Raw genomic sequence first — 17,409 nt, 5'->3', positions numbered from 1 at the left:
TGCCCGCCGTGAACCAGCTCGAACGCCGCCTTGGCGTGCCCGACGCGGTGCTCATCGGCCTGGGGTCGATGCTCGGCGCCGGCGTCTTCGTCGTCTTCGCGCCGGCCGCGGGAGCGGCCGGCGGCGCCGGGCTGCTGCCCGCCCTGGTGCTGGCCGGCTTCATCGCCTTCTGCAACGCGACCAGCTCGGCCCGGCTGGCGGCCCGCTACCCGGAGTCCGGTGGGACCTACGTCTACGGTCGGGAACGCCTCGGCCCGTTCGCCGGCTTCCTGGCCGGCTGGGGCTTCGTGGTCGGCAAGACGGCGAGCTGCGCGGCGATGGCGCTGACCATCGGGGCGTACCTCTGGCCGGGGCAGGTCCGGGTCGTCGCGGTCGCCGCGGTACTCGCGGTGACCGCGGTCAACCTGCGCGGCGTCGGTAAGACCGCGACCGCGACGAAACTGCTGGTCGGCCTGGTGCTGGCGGTGCTGGCCCTGGTCGCGGCCGTCGGCGTGGTCGGCGGCCCGGTGCACCTGGACCGGCTGGCCGACCCCGGCGGCTCCGGGCGGGGCGTGCTCACCGCCGCCGGCCTGCTCTTCTTCGCCTTCGCCGGGTACGCCCGGATCGCCACGCTCGGCGAGGAGGTGCGTGACCCGGAGCGGACGATTCCCCGGGCCGTGCCGCTGGCGCTCGGCGTGGTGCTGGCGATCTACCTGGTCCTCGCCGTGGTCGCGCTGGGCGTGCTCGGCGCCGACCGGCTGGCCGACTCGGCCGCGCCGCTCGCCGACGTGGTGACCGCCGCCGGGCTGCCCGGCCTGGCCTGGGTGGTCCGCGCCGGGGCCGCCGTCGCGGTGACCGGGGTGCTGCTCTCGCTGCTCGCCGGGGTGGGGCGCACCCTGCTCGCGATGGGCCGCCGCCGGGACCTGCCGGGCGCGCTGGCCGCCGTGCACCCGCGCCGTCGCATGCCGCACCGGGCCGAACTCGCGGTCGCAATGGTGGTGATCCTGGTGGTGCTGCTCGGCGACGTGCGCGACGCGATCGGCTTCTCCAGCTGCACCGTGCTGGTCTACTACACGATCACCAACGCGGCCGCGCTGACCCTGGGTCGCGACCCGGGCCGGAAGCTACCGGTTCAGGCGCTCGCCGGGCTGGGGCTCGTCGGGTGCCTGCTGCTGGCGGGCAACCTGCCGCTCAGCAGCGTGCTGGCCGGCTTCGGCGTGCTCGCCGTCGGCGCCGGCGGGTACGCCGCCCGGCGTCGGCGGGCCTGACCACCCCGCCGGGCCGGGCGGGGCGGGCGGGGCGCACTGCCGGGTGAGCCAGTCCAGGCCGGCCCGCCGGGCGACCACGGTCAGCCGGTCGCCCGCGAAGATCACCTGCCGTGGTTCGAGATCCTTCCACCAGATCGTCCGCGCGCCGCCGGCCGGCGTGCGGGCGATCACGCGGACCTGGCCGGCCCGGGAGACGGCGCTGAGCGGCCGCCCGTCCAGCTCCGAACCGACGGCCACCGGCACCTCGGCGACCGGCAGCGCGTGCCGACCGACCGGGATCGTGGCGATCACCGCGCGTTCGGTCAACGCGCCGGTGAAGGCGGGGGCGGCCAGGTAGGAGACCGACCGGGAGACGCCCAGGCCGAACGCCTCCTCGACCCGCTCGGCGAAGTCGCCGTCGAAGAGCCGCAGCACCACCCGCAGGTCCGCGCGGAGGTCCCGCCCGGCGAGCGCGGCCTCCAGGTTGGTCACGTCGTCGGTGGAGACCACCAGCAGCGCCTGGCAGTCGGCCACCGAGGCGGCCTCCAGAGTCTCCGGCAGCGCGGCGTCGCCGACGATCAGCGGCACCTCCAGCTGCCGGGCCAGGGCGCCACCCCGAGGCTCCGGATCCTTGTCGATGGCGACGACCTCGACGTCGTACTCGCGCAGCTGGGCCATCACCCGGGTGCCCACGTTGCCGAGGCCGACCACCACCACGTGACCGGAGCGCGCCGGTTGCAGCCGGCCGGTGTGCAGGGCCAGCCGGGCGTTGACGATCCCGTCGACCACGACCGCGGTGATCAGCGGGATCAGCGCCAGCCCGGCGAGGTTCAGCACCACCTGCATGACCTGCTCGTCGGGCGCCTTGGTGGTGTCCGGATCCGCGCCGCTGAGCGTGGTGACCAGGGTGAGGTAGAGCGCCTCCGCCGGGGAGACCCCCTCGGTCTGGGAGATCAGCGCGCCCAGCACGGCTATCAGCGCGAGCACCAGCATCACCGCGACGCCGATCTTGCGGGTGGCGAAGCCCCGGATCGCCCGCATCAGCACCGCGACCGGCCGTCGCCGGCGGCGGGCCCGGACCAGCCGGCGGGCCGCGACCTCGGTGCCCGGCGGTTGCCCGGTCGCCTCCGCCAGCACCAGGTCGGCGGCGGCCTGGTCGGCCGGCAGCAGCGCCACCCGGTGCGGGTCGCTCAGATCGGCGAGCCCGCAGACCACGTCCTGCTCGCGTACGTCGGCGCGGCGGGCGACCCGCAGCGTGCGGTCCTTGTGCTGGAAGTGTGTCGGGTCGACCTCGCCGAGCGCCGCCGCGACGAACGCGGGCGCGGCCATCTCGGCGTCGGAGAGCACGTCGACCTTGACCTGGAGCAGGGTGCGGACGCCGTCGGCCAGCGTGCCGTTGAACATCCGCAGCACCTGGCGGACGTGCCGGTCGACGGCCTGCGCGCAGAGCGCGGCGTGCAGGTTGCCGACGTCGTCCTGGGCCAGCAGGGCCAGCCCGGCCGCGCCGACCAGGTTGGCGGCCCGGAAGGTCGCCTCGTCGAGCCGGTCGGAGCGGACGACCCGGACGCCCCGCAACGTCGCCACGTCGGGCCCGTTGGCCCGGTAGCGCTCCGGCACCACCACGGTGACCCGGGCGCTGCCGGCGGGCAGCTCGGTCTCCAGCAACGCCTTGGCGACGTAGTAGGACAGCGCGTCCCGCCCGCAGACGACGTAGTGCGGGCGGGGGTCACCGGCGGCGGGCCGGAGCCGCCAGTTCCACTCGACCGCCCGTCGGGCCCGGTCCCGCCACGGCTCCCCCATGCCCGGATCGTAGTCAGGACGACCACCCTGGGCGACCCCGTCCGGTTCCTACCCGACCAGGCATGTCGGCCGGGCCGATGGGTAGAGCAGCCACATGCAGACGTTCCTCCCGTATCCGGACTTCCTGGCGAGCGCGCGGACGCTGGACCAGAAGCGGCTGGGCAAGCAGCGGGTGGAGACGATCCAGGTGCTGCGCGGGTTGACCTGGCCGACGTACGGCTGGCGCAACCACCCGGCGGTGAAGATGTGGGCCGGGTACGAGGAGGCGCTGACCCGGTACGGGCTGGACATGTGCGCCGTCTGGTGCGAGCCCGGCCGCGCCGACACCTGCGCCGGCACCATGACCCTCGACCTCGCCACGGCCTGCGGCGTCGAAACCGTCCGCACGCAGGAAGAACTCGCCGTGGCCGGCGAGCTGCCGCCCTGGCTGGGGCGGGAGGACCTGCACCGGAGCCACCGCTCGTCACTGGTTCGCAAGGACCCGACGCACTACCGGCCGATCTTCGGTGACGTGCCGGACGACCTCGAGTACGTCTGGCCCGCGTCGGACCGCGAGCGCCGTTGCCTGACCCCGCCGCCGTGACGGCACGGGCGCGGCGGCGCGCCCCGCCCGCCGCGGACGGGCAGACTGGAGGTCCGCCGGGGCGGGAGGGTCGGATGGCACTGTCGCGAGTGGTCGGCCGGCTCCTCGGCGTACGCCCGCATCTGGTGGACCCCGGCGGCGGTGGCGCCCCACGCGTGCCGCGCCACGCGGCGGCGGTGGTGGTCGTGGGTGGCGGGATCGCGGGCATCTCGGCGGCGGTGGTGCTCGCCGAGCGCGGGGTGCGGGTCACGGTGCTGGAGGCCGCGCCGACCCTGGGCGGCCGACTCGGCGCCTGGCCGGAGGCGCTCGCCGACGGCGTGCAGCAGGTGGAGCACGGGTTCCACGCGTTTTTCCGGCAGTACTACAACTGGCGGGCGATCCTCCGCCGGATCGACCCCGGCCTGGGGTTCCTCCGGCCGGTGCCGGGCTACCCGATCCTCTCCGCCCGGTGGCCGACCGAGGAGTTCGGCGACCTGCCCGCCGCGCCGCCGCTGAACCTGCTCACGCTGCTGGCGCGCAGCCCCAGCCTGCGCCTGCGCGACCTGCGCGGGATGGACCGGGAGGCGGCGCTGCCGCTGCTCACCTACCACCCGGCGCGCACCTACGCCACGCTGGACGACACCACCGCCGAAGCGCTGCTGGACTCGCTGCGGTTGCCGGACCGGGCCCGAGCGATGCTCTTCGAGGTCTTCTCGCACTCGTTCTTCAACCACGAGGCGGAGATGTCGGCCGCCGAGATGGTCGCCCAGTTCCACTTCTACCTGCTCGGCAACGGCGAGGGGCTGGCGTTCGACGCGCCGGACGAGGACTACGCGACCGCGATCTGGGCGCCGCTGGCCCGGCACGTCGAGCGGCACGGCGGTCGGGTGGTGACCGGCGCGGTGGCCACCGGGCTGCGCCGCCGTGCCGACGGCTGGCGCGTGGTCACCGCCGACGGCACCGGGTACGACGCACGGCACGTCGTGCTCGCGGTCGACCCGCCGGCGCTCGCCGCGCTCGTCGAGGGCTCCCCGGGCCTGGCGGAGCACGCGCCCCGGCTGGTGGCGCGGATGCCCGCGTTCGGCCGGCCCGGTCCGCCGTACGCGGTGGCCCGCTACTGGCTCGACGGTGACGTACGCCCCGACCGGGCCGTCTTCAGCGGGGTGTCCCGCCAGCCGACCCTGGACTCGGTGACGCTCTACCACCGCCTGGAGCGGGAATCCCGCCGCTGGGCGGAGCGGGGCGGCGGCAGCGTCGTCGAGCTGCACGCGTACGCCTGCGAGCCGGGCGTGCCCGCCGCCGAGCTGGCCGAACGGATGCGCCTGGAGCTGGCGACGCTCTGGCCGGAGTCGGCCGGGCTGCGGGTCCGTGAGCTGCGGGCCCGGGTGGCGGCACAGGCGCCGGCCTTCGCACCGGGCAGTCACACCGAGCGGCCCGGCGTACGCACCGACGCCGACGGGCTCTACCTGGCCGGCGACGGGATCGCCACGGCGTTCCCCACCGCGCTGATGGAGCGCTCGGCGGCCACCGGGATCATCGCGGCCAACCACATCCTGCGGGCCGAGGGCGGCGCGGCGGAGCCGGTCCGCTCGGTCCGGCCGCGCGGCCTGCTGGCGAAGCGGCGCTGAGACCGCACCCCTCGCGCCCGCGGCGCCCGGCGGCCGGTCCCTCGATCGAAATCCGTTGCCCGCCTCTCCCCGGCGGACCTACCGTGATCGCGCAAGGTCAACCACCGCACCGGGAGCCGTCCATGTCGATGCCGCACGCCAACACCGTGCCGTCGTGGCTGCTCAGCGGCGGTTGCCGAGCGGAAGGTCCCGGGGACGACCGGCCCGACTGACGCGCGTCCGCACGCGTCGAGCCGCCCCGTCCCATCGCCGGACCGGGCGGCTCTTCGCTGTCCGGCCACGTACGCCCGTCACCGTCCTGGAGGGAGATTCCGGTGGACGCCGTCCTTGTCGTCAACGCCGACCTCGGCCCGTTGCACCGGGTCACCGTCCAGCACGCCATCCGGATGCTCTGTCGCCGGGTCGCCGAGATCCACGAGGCCGAGCCCGACCAGGTGATCGGGGTCTTCCCGGTCCCCCGGGTGGTGCGGCTCGTCCGGTACGTGGTGACCCGCTGGCGCTTCAGCGCCGGCCCCGCCTGGTCCCGCGCCGGGGTGTTACGGCGCGACAGCCGCTGCTGCGCGTACTGCGGTGGGCCGGCCAGCACCATCGACCACATCATGCCCCGCTCGCGCGGCGGCCGGAACACGTGGCGGAACACCACCGCCGCCTGCTACGCGTGCAACCAGCGCAAGGGCGACCGGACGCCGGCCGAGGCGGGCATGCCGCTGCGGCGCGAGCCGGTGGTTCCGAGCTGGGCGGCGCTCGCCGGGCGGTGACCGGCCGGCCGGCGGGCACAGGGGGTCGCGTCGGGGGTACGCCTCCGGCGCGGCGCCCGCCGGTCCTGTCCGGCGCGGTCGGCGGTCAGTCGGCGGCCGGTGGCGTCCAGGCGAAGCGGGGTGGCCGGCGCTCCCGAACGGCGGCGATCCCCTCGCTCGCCTCGCCGCTCGCCGCGACCTTCCGGTGCCACCAGGCGACCCGGGACGGCGTGGCGCGGTCGTCGATGATCTCCTTCGCCGCGGCGACGCTGAGCGGCGAGCGCTGCGCGATCCTGGCGGTGATCTCCTCGACCCGGGCGGCGAGCCGCTCCTCGGGCAGCACCTCGTCGACCAGGCCGATGCGCAGGGCCCGCTCGGCGTCGATCAGCTCGGCGGTGAACAGCAGGAACTTCGCGGCGGACGGCCCGACCAGCCGGGCCAGCCGACGCGTGGTCGGCGCCGGATAGACCAGGCCGAGCCGCGCCGGCGGCACCCCGAACCGGGCGTCGTCGGCGGCGATCCGCAGGTCGCAGGCCGCGGCGAGCTGGCACCCGCCGCCGACGCAGGCCCCGCGTACCGCCGCGACGGTCGGCTTGGCGAACCCGGCCAGGCGCTCCTCGGCGGCCACCGCGATGCTCCCGTCCCCGGCGGCCAGCAGCTCGTCGAGGTCGGTGAGGTCGGCCCCGGCGCAGAAGGTGCCACCCGCGCCGGTGAGCACCAGCGCCCGGATCGCCGGATCGGCCTCCAGGCCGTCGAGCAGCGGCGGCAACTGCCGCCACATGGCCGGGGTCAACGCGTTCCGGCGTGCCGGGTTGCGGATGACCACCGTCGCCACCGGCCCGCTCACCTCGACGACGAGTTCCGCGTCCGCCATCGTCACCCTCCCTCGCCCCGGTCCGGCCGACCCTAACCGCGCGCGCCCCGGTCGACCGTCGAGGGGTGCCCCGTCATGTCGATCATGAGGTTGACGGCTACGAATCCGGTGATCCGTGCCGTCAACCTCATGATCGGCGGAAGGGTGGCCGGCCCCGAGCGGCCCCGCGGGTTCAGCCGGCGCGGGCCGCCCGGGCGAGGACCGCCGTCACCCACGCCCACCCGACCAGCGCGGCGAGCCCGAAGCCGACCATGGTCACCGGCCCCGGCACGACGATCAGGGCGACCCAGGCGGTCGCGAAGTACGCGCCGGTGAGCAGGCTCAGCGCCGCCCACACCCGGTCGCCGGCACGCGCCGCCCGGCGGGCGACCAGCACGGCGGCCACGATCAGCGCGACGAAGCCGACGGCCGCGGCGAGGAAGTGCAGCCCGCCGTGCCAGCTGATCTGCCCGGCGCCACGGGGCGTACCGGCGGGAAAGCCGTCCGCCGGGTCGGCGCTGAACACGCCGGCACCGACCAGCCCGGCGCCGTAGAGGGTGAGCAGCCGCGGCAGCCAGACCGAGCCGACCGGCTCCGCCGGGCGCAGCGCCCACGCGGCCCCGACGGTGAGCAGACCGGTGACCAGGAAGGTGGCGATCTGGATCCACCCGAGGTCGCCGGTGCTCAGCACGCTCACCGGGTGCCGCCGGAAGTCGAAGCCGTCCCGGGTGAGGCCCTGGACGAGCGCGGAGCCGACGAAGATCGGGCCAGCCAGCAGGCCGCCGGCCAGCAGGAGCCGGCGTCGGCCGACGGCCTGCGCCGGCCGCGCGGAGTGGAGCGTGATCGCCTCGGTCACCGGTCCGCCCCCCTCAGCCCTGCGGGTTCATCTGGCCGATACGGATCTTGTTGCCGAACGGGTCGCGGATGCCGAAGTCGATCCCGTACGACCGCTCGGTGGGCTCGTCGGTGATCTCGACGCCCTTGGCGACCAGCGTCTCGTACGTCTTGCGGGCGTCGTCGGTCGTGATGGAGAGCCAGCCGCCCATGGCGCCCTTCGTCAGCAGCTCGCGGACCTGCTCCGCGGTCGCCGGGTCGAGCGCGGGCGGGCCCGGCCGCTCCAGCAGGATCTCGCGGTCGCGGTCGCCCGGGATGCTGACCGTGAGCCAGCGCATGAAGCCGAGGTCGACGTCGGTGTGCACCTCGAAGCCGAGCTTGCCCACGTAGAAGTCGAGGGCCTCGTCCTGGTCGAGCACGTAGATCTGGGAGCGGGAAAGTGCGTTCATCGTCATGCCGTTGACGCTAGAGGTCCGGCCTGACCTGGCGCTTATCCAAAACTGCTGGGTCGGGTCCACGCCTTGGTGAAGCAGGACGGCACGTCGAGCGGCACCTTGCGCCGGCGGTACTCGGTCGGGGACTCGCCGACGATCTGTCGGAACGTCCGGCTGAACGTGCCGAGGCTGCTGAAGCCCACCGCGAAGCAGATGTCGGTCACGTCCTGGTCGGTCTGCACCAGCAGGTACATGGCCCGCTCGACCCGGCGTCGTTGCAGGTAGCGGTGCGGGGTCTCGCCGAACGTCGCCCGGAAGGTCCGGATGAAGTGCGCCTCCGAGACGTGCGCGACGCGGGCCAGCGCGGGGATGTCCAGCGGATCGGCGTACGCGCGGTCCATCGCGTCGCGGGCACGCAGCATGGCCCGGTTGGACTCCTCGACCGCCCGGCTCATCCCGGCCCCCTCCCACCCGGTCGCCCGCCAGGCTACCCGCGCCTACGCGTCCCGCCCGGCGCCGTGGGTCGCGCCGGGCAGGGCCATCCGGAGCAGCTCCGCGGTCGCCGGGCCGGGCGGTGCGCCCGCCGCCACCGCCACCGAGACCTGCCAGGTCGGGCCGGCGCCGGCCGCGAGCGTGGCCGCGTGCAGGCCCTTGGCGTGCGGCTTGCGCGTCACCGGGGCCGGCACCAGCGCCACGCCCAGCCCCTGGTGGACGAAGTCGAGCAGGGTGTGCACGTCGTTGACCTCGACCGACACCCGGCGCTCGGCCTCGGCGCGGGCGAACGTCTGGTCGTTGACCCGGCGGGCGCCCCAGTCGGAGCTGAAGTCGACGAAGTCCTCGCCGAGCAGCGCCTCCACGTCGACGGTCTCCCGCCCGGCCAGTCGGTGGCCGGGGTGGCAGAGCAGGACCATCTCCTCGGCGGCGAGCGGCAGCAGGCGTACGCCGTCCGGTGGCGGGCCGGGCAGCGCGACGAAGCCCACGTTGAGCCGGCCCTGCCGGATCTGCTCGGTGACCTGACCGGAGCCGGCGTAGCGCAACTGGATCTCCACGCCCGGGTGGGCCCGGCGGAACGAGGCGAGCATCGGAGGCAGGTCGATCACCCCGAGGCACTGCTCGGAGCCGACGGCGAGGCTGCCCCGCAGCAGCCCGCGTACGGCGGCCACGGCGTCGCGGGCGGCCACGGCGCTCGCCAGCGTCCGGTGCGCCTCGACCAGCAGGGCCCGGCCGGCGTCGGTCAGCTCCACCCGCCGGGTGCTGCGGACGAACAGCTCGGCGTCCAGGTCCCGCTCCAGGGAGCGGATGGCGGCGGACAGTCCGGACTGGGCCACCCGCATCCGCTCCGCCGCCCGGGTGAAGTGGCGCTCCTCGGCGACCGCCACGAAGTACTCCAGATGCCGCAACTCCATGATTGAGCAGTCTAGGTGCTGATTCCGAGCGCTTTCTTCTGTTGGACGGGCGGCCCGCGCCGGACCAGGCTGGAGGGCCGGGTCCCGCGAGCGCGGGATCCGTGACGAGGAGGTCTGTGCCATGCAAAGCCGCCGCATCGGCGACGTTTCCGTGGGCGCGATCGGTCTCGGTGGCATGCCGATGTCGATCGAGGGTCGTCCGGACGAGGAGCGCTCGATCCGTACGATCCACGCCGCGCTGGACGCCGGCGTCACCCTGATCGACACCGCCGACGCCTACCACCTGCACGCCGACGAGGTCGGTCACAACGAGTCGCTGATCGCCCGCGGACTGGCCACGTACGGCGGCGACACGTCGGACGTGCTGATCGCCACCAAGGGCGGGCACCTGCGCCCCGGCGACGGGAGCTGGACGATCAACGGCTCCCCCGACTACATCCGGCAGGCGTGTGAGGCGTCCCTCAAGCGCCTCGGCGTCGAGGCCATCGGCCTCTACCAGCACCACCGCCCCGACCCGCGGGTCCCGTACGCCGAGTCGGTCGGCGCCGTCCGCGACCTGCTGGACGCGGGCAAGATCCGGATGGCCGGCATCTCCAACGCCAACCCGGAGCAGATCCGCGAGGCCCAGGAGATTCTCGGTGGCCGGCTGGTCTCGGTGCAGAACCAGTTCTCGCCGGCCTTCCGCTCGTCCGAGCCCGAACTGGAGCTGTGCGACCAACTCGGCATCGCCTTCCTCCCGTGGTCGCCCCTGGGCGGCATCGGCCGGGCCGACCAGCTGGGTGGCCACGCCGCCGCCTTCGCCACGGTCGCCGAGCGGCACGGTGTGAGCCCGCAGCGCGTGTGCCTCGCCTGGCACCTGGCCAAGTCCCCGGTGGTGATCCCGATCCCCGGAGCCAGCCGCCCGGAGACCATCATCGACTCGGCCCGGTCGCCCGAGCTGGCCCTCACCGCCGAGGAGTTGGCCAGCCTCGGCTGACCGTCCCGGCCCAGCACGCATGTTCGCCGATGGCGGGGGTATCGCCGCCATCCGCCACGTACACCGAGGAGTTCCGTGAACACCAGCTACGTCGCCGACCCGGACCGGTACCGCACCATGGAGTACCGCCGGTCCGGCCGCAGCGGCCTGAAGCTGCCCGCCGTGTCGCTCGGGCTGTGGCACAACTTCGGCGGCACCCGGCCGGTCGAGACCCAGCGGGCCATCGTCCGCCGCGCCTTCGACCTGGGCATCACCCACTTCGACCTCGCCAACAACTACGGCCCGCCGTACGGCTCCGCCGAGGAGAACTTCGGCCGGATCCTGGCCAGCGACCTCCGGCCGTACCGCGACGAGCTGGTCATCTCCACGAAGGCCGGCTGGGACATGTGGCCCGGGCCGTACGGCGAGGGGGGTTCCCGGAAGTACCTGACCGCGTCGCTGGACCAGTCGCTCCAGCGGATGGGGCTGGACTACGTCGACATCTTCTACTCGCACCGCTTCGACCCGGACACCCCGCTGGAAGAGACCATGGGCGCGCTGGACGCCGCGGTCCGCGCCGGCAAGACGCTGTACGTCGGCATCTCGTCCTACTCGCCGGAGCGGACGGCGCAGGCCGCGGCCATCCTCCGCGACCTAGGTACGCCGCTGCTGATCCACCAGCCGTCGTACTCGATGCTGAACCGCTGGATCGAGGGCGGCCTGCTGGACGTGCTGGAGCGCGAGGGCGTCGGCTGCATCGGCTTCTCGCCGCTCGCGCAGGGCATGCTGACCGACCGCTACCTCGGCGGCGTGCCCGAGGACTCGCGGGCCAGGGCGGGCAGCTCGCTCGCACCGGAGTGGCTGACGGAGGAGAACCAGGCCAAGATCCGGGCGCTGCACGACATCGCCGCGCGGCGCGGGCAGAGCCTGGCACAGCTGGCGATCGCCTGGGTGCTGCGCGACCCGCGGATGACCTCGACCGTGCTCGGCGCCAGCAGCGTCGCCCAACTGGAGGCGAACGTGGCGGCGCTGGAGAACACCGCGTTCACCGACGACGAGCTGGCCGAGATCGACCAGTACGCCACCGAGTCCGGCATCGACCTGTGGGCCGGCTCCAGCACGGCCTGATCCGGCGCCGTGTCGCTCTGCCGGGCTCGGCGATACCCGCGGCGGCGGGGGCGGGTATCGCGTCCCGGCCCGGCTGGTCTGGTCGCCGTGGTCAGACCTCGGCGACCAGACCCGCCTGCCGGTTCGCCTCCTCCTGCGGCACGCCGGAGGCCTGCAGCACCTCGGTCACGGTGACGCGCAGCTTCGAGACGACGACCTCGCCGGCGAACTCGACCCCCGCGTCGCACGCCTCGTCGAGTTCCCTCGCGGCCTGGAGCAGCCGGGCCCGGGTGCGATCCGCTTCGTCGCCGACGAGGAACTCGCGGTGCAGGAGCCGGACCGCCTCGCTGAGGTGCTCGATCGACGCCGGCAGGCCGGGCGGCACCGGCTCGCCCGAACGAATGGTCGACACGCTCCAGTGCGCCATCTCCCGGCAGTTGGTGTAGGCCCGTTCGAGGTGCTCGGCGGTCTGCTCGTACCGCCGCATGATGCCCAGCCGGCGCCGCCGCCACGGCGACAGCACGGCGACCTCCCGCGCCGCACCGATCAGTTCGATCGTGCTCCGCTCTTGCTCCTCCAGCCCGCAGAGCCGCCCCAGGGCCTCGTCGGCCCGCCGGACGTCATGGTCGGCGAGCGCCTTCGCGCACCCGCTGAGTTCACGGGCGAGGCTGTCCAACGCGGGACCGGCGGTGCGGTGGACCGCACGCAGCGGGTTGAGCGGCAGGATCAGCAGCACCACGGCGAGGGCCACGCCCGCGCCGACGAGTGCGTTCGCCGTACGTGGCACCGCCAGGTCGGGTGCGTTCGCCGACACCGTCCCCAGCAGCACGGCGGTGCTGCCGGCCTGCGTCATCACGGCGCCGGAGCCCCGGACCAGGACCGCCGCCGTGACGGACAGTGTCACGACCACCCCGGTCTGCACCGGACCCACCCCGATGAGCTCGACGATCCCGATCCCGACCAGGGCCCCGACGAGCACCCCGGCGACGAGCTCCAGCGTCCGCCGCGACCGGTTCCCGACGGCCGCCGCGATCGTGCCCACGGCGACGGCGGGCGCGAACGCCGGCTGCGGGTTGTGCAGCACGTTGCTCGCGACGAACCAGGCCAGGCCGGCGGCCACCCCCGCCTGCGCCGCGACGATGAGGTATGTGCGGAGCCGCTCGACGAGGTCCTGGCCTTCCCGCCGCACCTTTCCCGGCGGCACCCGCCGAAGGCGGCTCAGCACGCTCACCTCCGACCCGTCCGCTCCCCCGACGCCATCGTCGTACAGCCCGATGATCACGTGTCGGAGATCCGCGTTCTGTCACGCGAGCAGGTCGTCCGCGGGGGCACGGCCCTGCTGGCGGCCGGACGCGTCGGCCGCGTCACCTCCGGCGGACGGTGGCCGTCGGCCGGCTCGGGGAGGACGATGGAAGCCGACGAGGGAGGTCGACCATGGGTGCGGAGCGGCGGCACACCGAACAGGTGACGGATGCGGAGTTCGCCCGTCGGCGGCACGTCCGGTTCGGGGAACTGCCCGTCCGGGTCGTACCCGCGGAGGATCTGGTCGAGACCGTGGACACGGAGCCCGCGCACGAGGAACCCGAGCAGCCCATGGTGCGCCGGGAGTGGGCCTGACACGACGCGTCCGACCGATTCGCGGCGCGCCGGCCCCCGCCCTCGTGCGGTGCAACTGGAGCCCCCGGCCGGGATCGAACCGGCGACATCTCGCTTACAAGGCGAGTGCTCTGGCCAGCTGAGCTACAGGGGCTGGTGTGTCGTGGCCAGCATAGCGACTGACGTCCGGATTTCCCGCTCGGCAGGGCTCCCGAGCACGGGAAACGTCAACATCCCGACGATCACGCGGCGCTCCCGGCGGCGTCGCGCGTCGATTGCTGTCGCCCCGTGCCCGGTTGACCGGAATGTGTATGCCACCTGTCGCATCCGAGATCACCCCGCCTTGGCAGCGCCGGAAAACCCGTTTACCGTGCAGTGACACGGACGACAGGTCCCGGCCGCCCCCGCGACCGGCCCGTCGCCCGTTGGCCGGCACGACACGCGCCGGTCGCTCCTTCACTCGGATCGTCCGGCACGTTCCTGCCGGTGAAAGGAAGCGCTCCACCATGGCTACGGTCACTTACTCGAAGGCGTCCCGGATCTACCCGGGCACCGAGCGCCCCGCCGTCAACCAGCTCGACCTGGAGATCGGCGACGGCGAGTTCCTGGTCCTGGTCGGCCCCTCCGGTTGCGGCAAGTCCACCAGCCTGCGGATGCTCGCCGGCCTGGAGGACGTCGACCAGGGTTCGATCTACATCGACCAGCGCGACGTCACCCACCTCCCCCCGAAGGCCCGCGACATCGCGATGGTCTTCCAGAACTACGCCCTCTACCCGCACATGACGGTGTACGAGAACATGGCGTTCGCGCTGAAGCTCCGCAAGACTTCGAAGTCGGAGATCGACCGGCGGGTCAAGGAGGCGGCCGGGCTGCTCCAGCTGGAGGAGTTCCTCAACCGCAAGCCGAAGGCGCTCTCCGGTGGTCAGCGCCAGCGTGTCGCGATGGGCCGCGCGATCGTCCGCGAGCCGCAGGTCTTCCTCATGGACGAGCCGCTGTCGAACCTCGACGCCAAGCTCCGGGTGCAGACCCGTACGCAGATCGCGTCGCTGCAGGCCAAGCTGGGCGTCACCACCGTCTACGTCACCCACGACCAGGTCGAGGCCATGACCATGGGCCACCGGGTCGCCGTGCTGCTCGACGGTGAGCTCCAGCAGGTCGACACCCCACGGTCGCTCTACGACACCCCCGCCAACGTCTTCGTCGCCGGCTTCATGGGCTCCCCGGCCATGAACATCAAGACGGTGCCGCTGGCCGAGAAGGGCGCCGAGTTCGCCGAGGTCTACATCCCGCTGACCCGCGAGCAGGTCGAGGCGGCCAAGGCCGAGGGCGGCGACGGCAAGGTGACCGTCGGCTTCCGCCCGGAGGACTGCGACCTGGTCAGCCCCACCGAGGGCGGCATCCCGGTCGTGGTCGAGCTGGTCGAGGACCTGGGCTCGGACGCCAACGTCTACGGGCACGCCGCGCTGGGCGGCAGCTCCGAGCGCTTCGTGGTCCGCACCGACCGCCGCACCATGCCGAACATGGGTGACACCGTGTTCGTCAAGCCGCGGGCCGACCGCACCCACGTCTTCCACGCCGCCACCGGCAACCGGATCTGACGTACGACGAAAAGGGGCGGCCCGCCGGTCGGCGGGCCGCCCCTTTCGTGTTCGTGCGACTGGCGTTCAGCCGGCGACGGACCGGCGGCGAGCCACCTCGGCGAGGGTGACCGCGGCGGCCACGCTGGCGTTGAGCGACTCCACCTCGGAGACCATCGGGATGCGGACGGTCAGGTCACAGGTCTCCCCGACCAGCCGGGACAACCCTCGACCCTCGGAGCCGACCACCACGACCAGCGGCCCGACCGCGGCCTCCAGATCGAACAGGTCGGTCTCGCCGTCGGCGTCCAAGCCGACAACCATGAAGCCGGCGTCCCGGCAGGCCTTCAGCGACCGGGTCAGGTTGGTCACCTGGGCGACCGGGACCCGCGCGGCCGCGCCGGCGCTGGTCCGCCAGGCGGTCGCGGTGATCCCGGCGGCCCGCCGCTCGGGTACGAAGACACCCTGCGCGCCGAACGCGGCGGCGGACCGGATCACCGCGCCGAGGTTGCGCGGGTCGGTGACCCCGTCCAGCGCCACCAGCAGCGGGGCGGGCTGCTCCACCGCGGCGGCGACCATGTCCTCGAACGGCTGGTACGCGAAGGGCGGCACCTGGAGGCCGACGCCCTGGTGCAGCACGCCGCCGGTCATCCGGTCCAGCTCGGCCCGGCTGATCTCCAGGATGGCGATGCCCCGGTCGGCGGCCGTGCGCACGATCTCGTTGACGCGGTCGTCGATGTCGATGCCCTGGGCGGTGTAGAGCGCCGTCGCCGGCACACCGGCCCGCAGCGACTCCACCACCGGGTTGCGGCCCACCAGCAGCTCCGGCGCGTCCCGGGACGGGTTGGACTTGCGCCCGGGGGCGACCCGCGGGCCGGTCCGGCCGGTCGGCTTGCCACCGCGACCGGCCGCGCCGCGACCGCCGCCGCCCGCCGCGCCCCGGCCGCCACCCTTGCCCCAGGTGGTGTCCTTGGTGCCCGGCTGGCCGATCTTGGGGGCGCGCCCCTCGTCGGCCGCGGCGCGGCGCTCCTTCTCCTGTTTCCAGGCGGTCCGCTGCGGCAGCTTTTCGGTGCCCGAGTACGCCTTGTGCCAGGGTCGCTCGTCCGCCGGCAGGGTCTTCCCCCGCCCGGCGAGCGCGTCCCGGCCCTTGCCGCCGGAGCCCTTCGGGGCGCCCGCCTTCGGCGTCAGTCGCCGGCCACGGCGCTGCGAGTTGCCGGCCATCAGTCCTGCTCTCCAATAGTCCAACGGGGACCCTGAGGGGTGTCCTCGACCACCACGCCGGCCTGCTTGAGCTGGTCCCGTACGGCGTCCGCGGCGGCCCAGTCCTTGCGGGTGCGGGCCTGCGCGCGCTGTTCCAGGGCCAGGGCGATGAGCGAGTCCACCACGCCGCGCAGGTCGTCCACCCGGCCGCCACCGGTCCACGCCGGGTCGAGGGGGTCGACACCGAGGATATCCAGCATCGCGCGGACGGCGGCCAGTGCGGTGCGGACCGTCACATCGTCGCCGCCGGTCAGCGCGGTGTTGCCGTCCCGGACCACCTCGTGCAGCACGGCCAGCGCGGCCGACGTGTTCAGGTCGTCGTCCATCGCGGCGACGAACCCCGCCGGCAGCTCGCCGAGCTGGCCGGCGCCGACCCGCTCGGCGGCCCGCTGCACGAAGCCCTCGATCCGCCGGTAGGCGGTGGCCGCCTCGCGGAGCGCGTCCTCCGAGTAGTCGATCCGGGAACGGTAGTGGGCGGCGGCGTAGTAGTAGCGCAGCTCCACCGGGCGTACACCGAGCGCGTCGACGTACGCCAGGTCGAGGGTGTTCCCGAGCGACTTGCCCATCTTGGCGCCGCCGATGCTGAGCAGGCCGTGGTGCACCCAGTAGCGGGCGAACGGCAGGCCGGCGGCCTGGGACTGGGCGATCTCGTTCTCGTGGTGCGGGAAGGTCAGGTCGAGCCCGCCGCCGTGGATGTCGAACTCGGGGCCCAGATAGCGCCAGCACATCGCCGAGCACTCGATGTGCCAGCCGGGACGGCCCCGGCCCCACGGCGACGGCCAGTACGCGTCCTGCGGCTCGTCGGGCTTGGCGCCCTTCCACAGCGCGAAGTCGCGGGGGTCGCGCTTGCCCCGGTCGGGGGCGTCGCCGGCGGACTGCATGTCGTCCGGGGACTGGTTGGAGAGCGACCCGTACGCCGGCCAGGAGGCGACGTCGAAGTAGACGTCGCCGGAGCCGTCGACGGCCGGGTAGGCGTGCCCGTCGGCGATCAACTCGGCGATCAGCTCGTGCATCTCCGGGATGTGCCCGGTGGCCCGCGGCTCGTAGGTCGGCGGCAGCACGTTGAGCGCCCGGTAGGCCGCGGCCAGGATCTGCTCGTTGGCGTACGCGATCGACCAGAACGGCCGCCCCTGCTCCGTCGCCTTGACCAGGATCTTGTCGTCGATGTCGGTCAGGTTGCGGACGAAGGTGACCTCGTAGCCCGTGACCATGAGCCACCGGCGCAGGATGTCGTAGTTGACGCCGGAGCGAAGGTGACCGATGTGCGGCGGGGCCTGAAGAGTGAGACCACACAGGTAGACCCCCACCTTGCCGGCTTCCCGCGGGACGAAGTCCCGCACCGATCGGGTGGCGGTGTCATACAGGCGTAGCGTCACCGTACAAGGGTAGCCGTCCCCGCTTTTCCGGGCCGGCCGGTGCCTCGTCGTACGCTCC

At 73.9% G+C, this 17,409-nt stretch carries 16 protein-coding genes, 1 tRNA gene and 1 pseudogene; 8 read left to right on the top strand and 10 right to left on the bottom strand.

Going from position 1 to position 17,409, the window contains the following annotated elements; all coding sequences use genetic code 11:
- The first annotated feature begins 8 nt into the window (after window positions 1-8).
- On the top strand, window positions 9-1,247 hold the full coding sequence (locus tag O7603_RS23530; RefSeq protein WP_348651031.1) for an APC family permease: 1,239 nt from the start codon (window positions 9-11) through the stop codon (window positions 1,245-1,247).
- 36 nt (window positions 1,248-1,283) lie between these two features.
- Here the strand turns inward: O7603_RS23530 and O7603_RS23525 are convergent.
- Window positions 1,284-3,026: pseudogene (locus tag O7603_RS23525) on the bottom strand (NAD-binding protein); the annotation flags it as partial.
- 94 nt (window positions 3,027-3,120) lie between these two features.
- Here O7603_RS23525 and O7603_RS23520 point away from each other — a divergent pair.
- The 3 genes from O7603_RS23520 to O7603_RS23510 all read left to right on the top strand — a co-directional run bounded on the left by O7603_RS23520 (window position 3,121) and on the right by O7603_RS23510 (window position 5,974).
- Window positions 3,121-3,609 (top strand): MSMEG_6728 family protein, encoded by a 489-nt coding sequence (locus O7603_RS23520; protein ID WP_281571952.1) that lies wholly within the window; start codon window positions 3,121-3,123, stop codon window positions 3,607-3,609.
- Between the two features lie 74 nt (window positions 3,610-3,683).
- Window positions 3,684-5,216 (top strand): FAD-dependent oxidoreductase, encoded by a 1,533-nt coding sequence (locus tag O7603_RS23515; protein WP_281571951.1) that lies wholly within the window; start codon window positions 3,684-3,686, stop codon window positions 5,214-5,216.
- A 314-nt stretch (window positions 5,217-5,530) separates the two neighbouring features.
- On the top strand, window positions 5,531-5,974 hold the full coding sequence (locus O7603_RS23510) for an HNH endonuclease (protein WP_281571950.1): 444 nt from the start codon (window positions 5,531-5,533) through the stop codon (window positions 5,972-5,974).
- 85 nt (window positions 5,975-6,059) lie between these two features.
- On the opposite strand, the gene O7603_RS23505 is transcribed toward O7603_RS23510, so the two are convergent.
- The 5 genes from O7603_RS23505 to O7603_RS23485 all read right to left on the bottom strand — a co-directional run bounded on the left by O7603_RS23505 (window position 6,060) and on the right by O7603_RS23485 (window position 9,480).
- Window positions 6,060-6,833 (bottom strand): enoyl-CoA hydratase/isomerase family protein, encoded by a 774-nt coding sequence (locus O7603_RS23505; protein WP_281571949.1) that lies wholly within the window; start codon window positions 6,831-6,833, stop codon window positions 6,060-6,062.
- A gap of 166 nt (window positions 6,834-6,999) precedes the next feature.
- Window positions 7,000-7,662, bottom strand: coding sequence for a DUF998 domain-containing protein (locus O7603_RS23500; RefSeq protein WP_281571948.1), 663 nt, complete (start codon window positions 7,660-7,662; stop codon window positions 7,000-7,002).
- 13 nt (window positions 7,663-7,675) lie between these two features.
- Window positions 7,676-8,095 (bottom strand): VOC family protein, encoded by a 420-nt coding sequence (locus O7603_RS23495; RefSeq protein WP_281571947.1) that lies wholly within the window; start codon window positions 8,093-8,095, stop codon window positions 7,676-7,678.
- A 35-nt stretch (window positions 8,096-8,130) separates the two neighbouring features.
- Window positions 8,131-8,529, bottom strand: coding sequence for an AraC family transcriptional regulator (locus O7603_RS23490; protein WP_281571946.1), 399 nt, complete (start codon window positions 8,527-8,529; stop codon window positions 8,131-8,133).
- Between the two features lie 42 nt (window positions 8,530-8,571).
- Window positions 8,572-9,480, bottom strand: coding sequence for a LysR family transcriptional regulator (locus O7603_RS23485; protein ID WP_281571945.1), 909 nt, complete (start codon window positions 9,478-9,480; stop codon window positions 8,572-8,574).
- A 121-nt stretch (window positions 9,481-9,601) separates the two neighbouring features.
- On the opposite strand from O7603_RS23485, the gene O7603_RS23480 reads away from it, so the two are divergent.
- Both O7603_RS23480 and mgrA read left to right on the top strand, forming a co-directional pair.
- Window positions 9,602-10,456, top strand: coding sequence for an aldo/keto reductase (locus O7603_RS23480; RefSeq protein ID WP_281571944.1), 855 nt, complete (start codon window positions 9,602-9,604; stop codon window positions 10,454-10,456).
- A 75-nt stretch (window positions 10,457-10,531) separates the two neighbouring features.
- A complete protein-coding gene (gene mgrA, locus O7603_RS23475) occupies window positions 10,532-11,563 on the top strand; it encodes an L-glyceraldehyde 3-phosphate reductase (RefSeq protein ID WP_281571943.1) in 1,032 nt (343 codons plus the stop codon).
- A 91-nt stretch (window positions 11,564-11,654) separates the two neighbouring features.
- Here mgrA and O7603_RS23470 read toward each other — a convergent pair whose 3' ends face one another.
- Window positions 11,655-12,824 carry an FUSC family protein gene (locus tag O7603_RS23470; protein ID WP_281571942.1) on the bottom strand — a complete coding sequence of 390 codons (1,170 nt, stop codon included), beginning with the start codon at window positions 12,822-12,824 and terminating at the stop codon, window positions 11,655-11,657.
- 152 nt (window positions 12,825-12,976) lie between these two features.
- Here O7603_RS23470 and O7603_RS23465 point away from each other — a divergent pair, with 152 nt between their 5' ends.
- Window positions 12,977-13,159 carry a hypothetical protein gene (locus O7603_RS23465; protein ID WP_281571941.1) on the top strand — a complete coding sequence of 61 codons (183 nt, stop codon included), beginning with the start codon at window positions 12,977-12,979 and terminating at the stop codon, window positions 13,157-13,159.
- Window positions 13,160-13,215: 56 nt separating this feature from the next.
- On the opposite strand, the gene O7603_RS23460 is transcribed toward O7603_RS23465, so the two are convergent.
- A tRNA-Thr gene (locus tag O7603_RS23460) sits at window positions 13,216-13,292 on the bottom strand.
- Between the two features lie 352 nt (window positions 13,293-13,644).
- Between O7603_RS23460 and ugpC the strand changes: the two genes are divergently transcribed.
- A complete protein-coding gene (gene ugpC / locus O7603_RS23455) occupies window positions 13,645-14,736 on the top strand; it encodes a sn-glycerol-3-phosphate ABC transporter ATP-binding protein UgpC (protein WP_281571940.1) in 1,092 nt (363 codons plus the stop codon).
- Window positions 14,737-14,802: 66 nt separating this feature from the next.
- On the opposite strand, the gene rlmB is transcribed toward ugpC, so the two are convergent.
- Both rlmB and cysS read right to left on the bottom strand, forming a co-directional pair.
- The gene (gene rlmB / locus O7603_RS23450) at window positions 14,803-15,936 is read right to left on the bottom strand and encodes a 23S rRNA (guanosine(2251)-2'-O)-methyltransferase RlmB (RefSeq protein WP_281571939.1); all 1,134 of its coding nucleotides are present in this window, start codon (window positions 15,934-15,936) and stop codon (window positions 14,803-14,805) included.
- Window positions 15,936-17,351: a cysteine--tRNA ligase gene (gene cysS, locus O7603_RS23445; RefSeq protein WP_281571938.1), complete on the bottom strand. Its 1,416-nt coding sequence runs from the start codon at window positions 17,349-17,351 to the stop codon at window positions 15,936-15,938. Before cysS ends, rlmB begins: the two co-directional genes overlap by 1 nt.
- Window positions 17,352-17,409 lie beyond the last annotated feature (58 nt).

Source organism: Micromonospora sp. WMMD812, assembly GCF_027497215.1.
In the GTDB taxonomy this organism is placed as follows: domain Bacteria; phylum Actinomycetota; class Actinomycetes; order Mycobacteriales; family Micromonosporaceae; genus Micromonospora.
The sequence above is the reverse complement of the archived record's forward strand: the minus strand, read 5'-3'. Positions and strand labels throughout refer to the sequence as shown.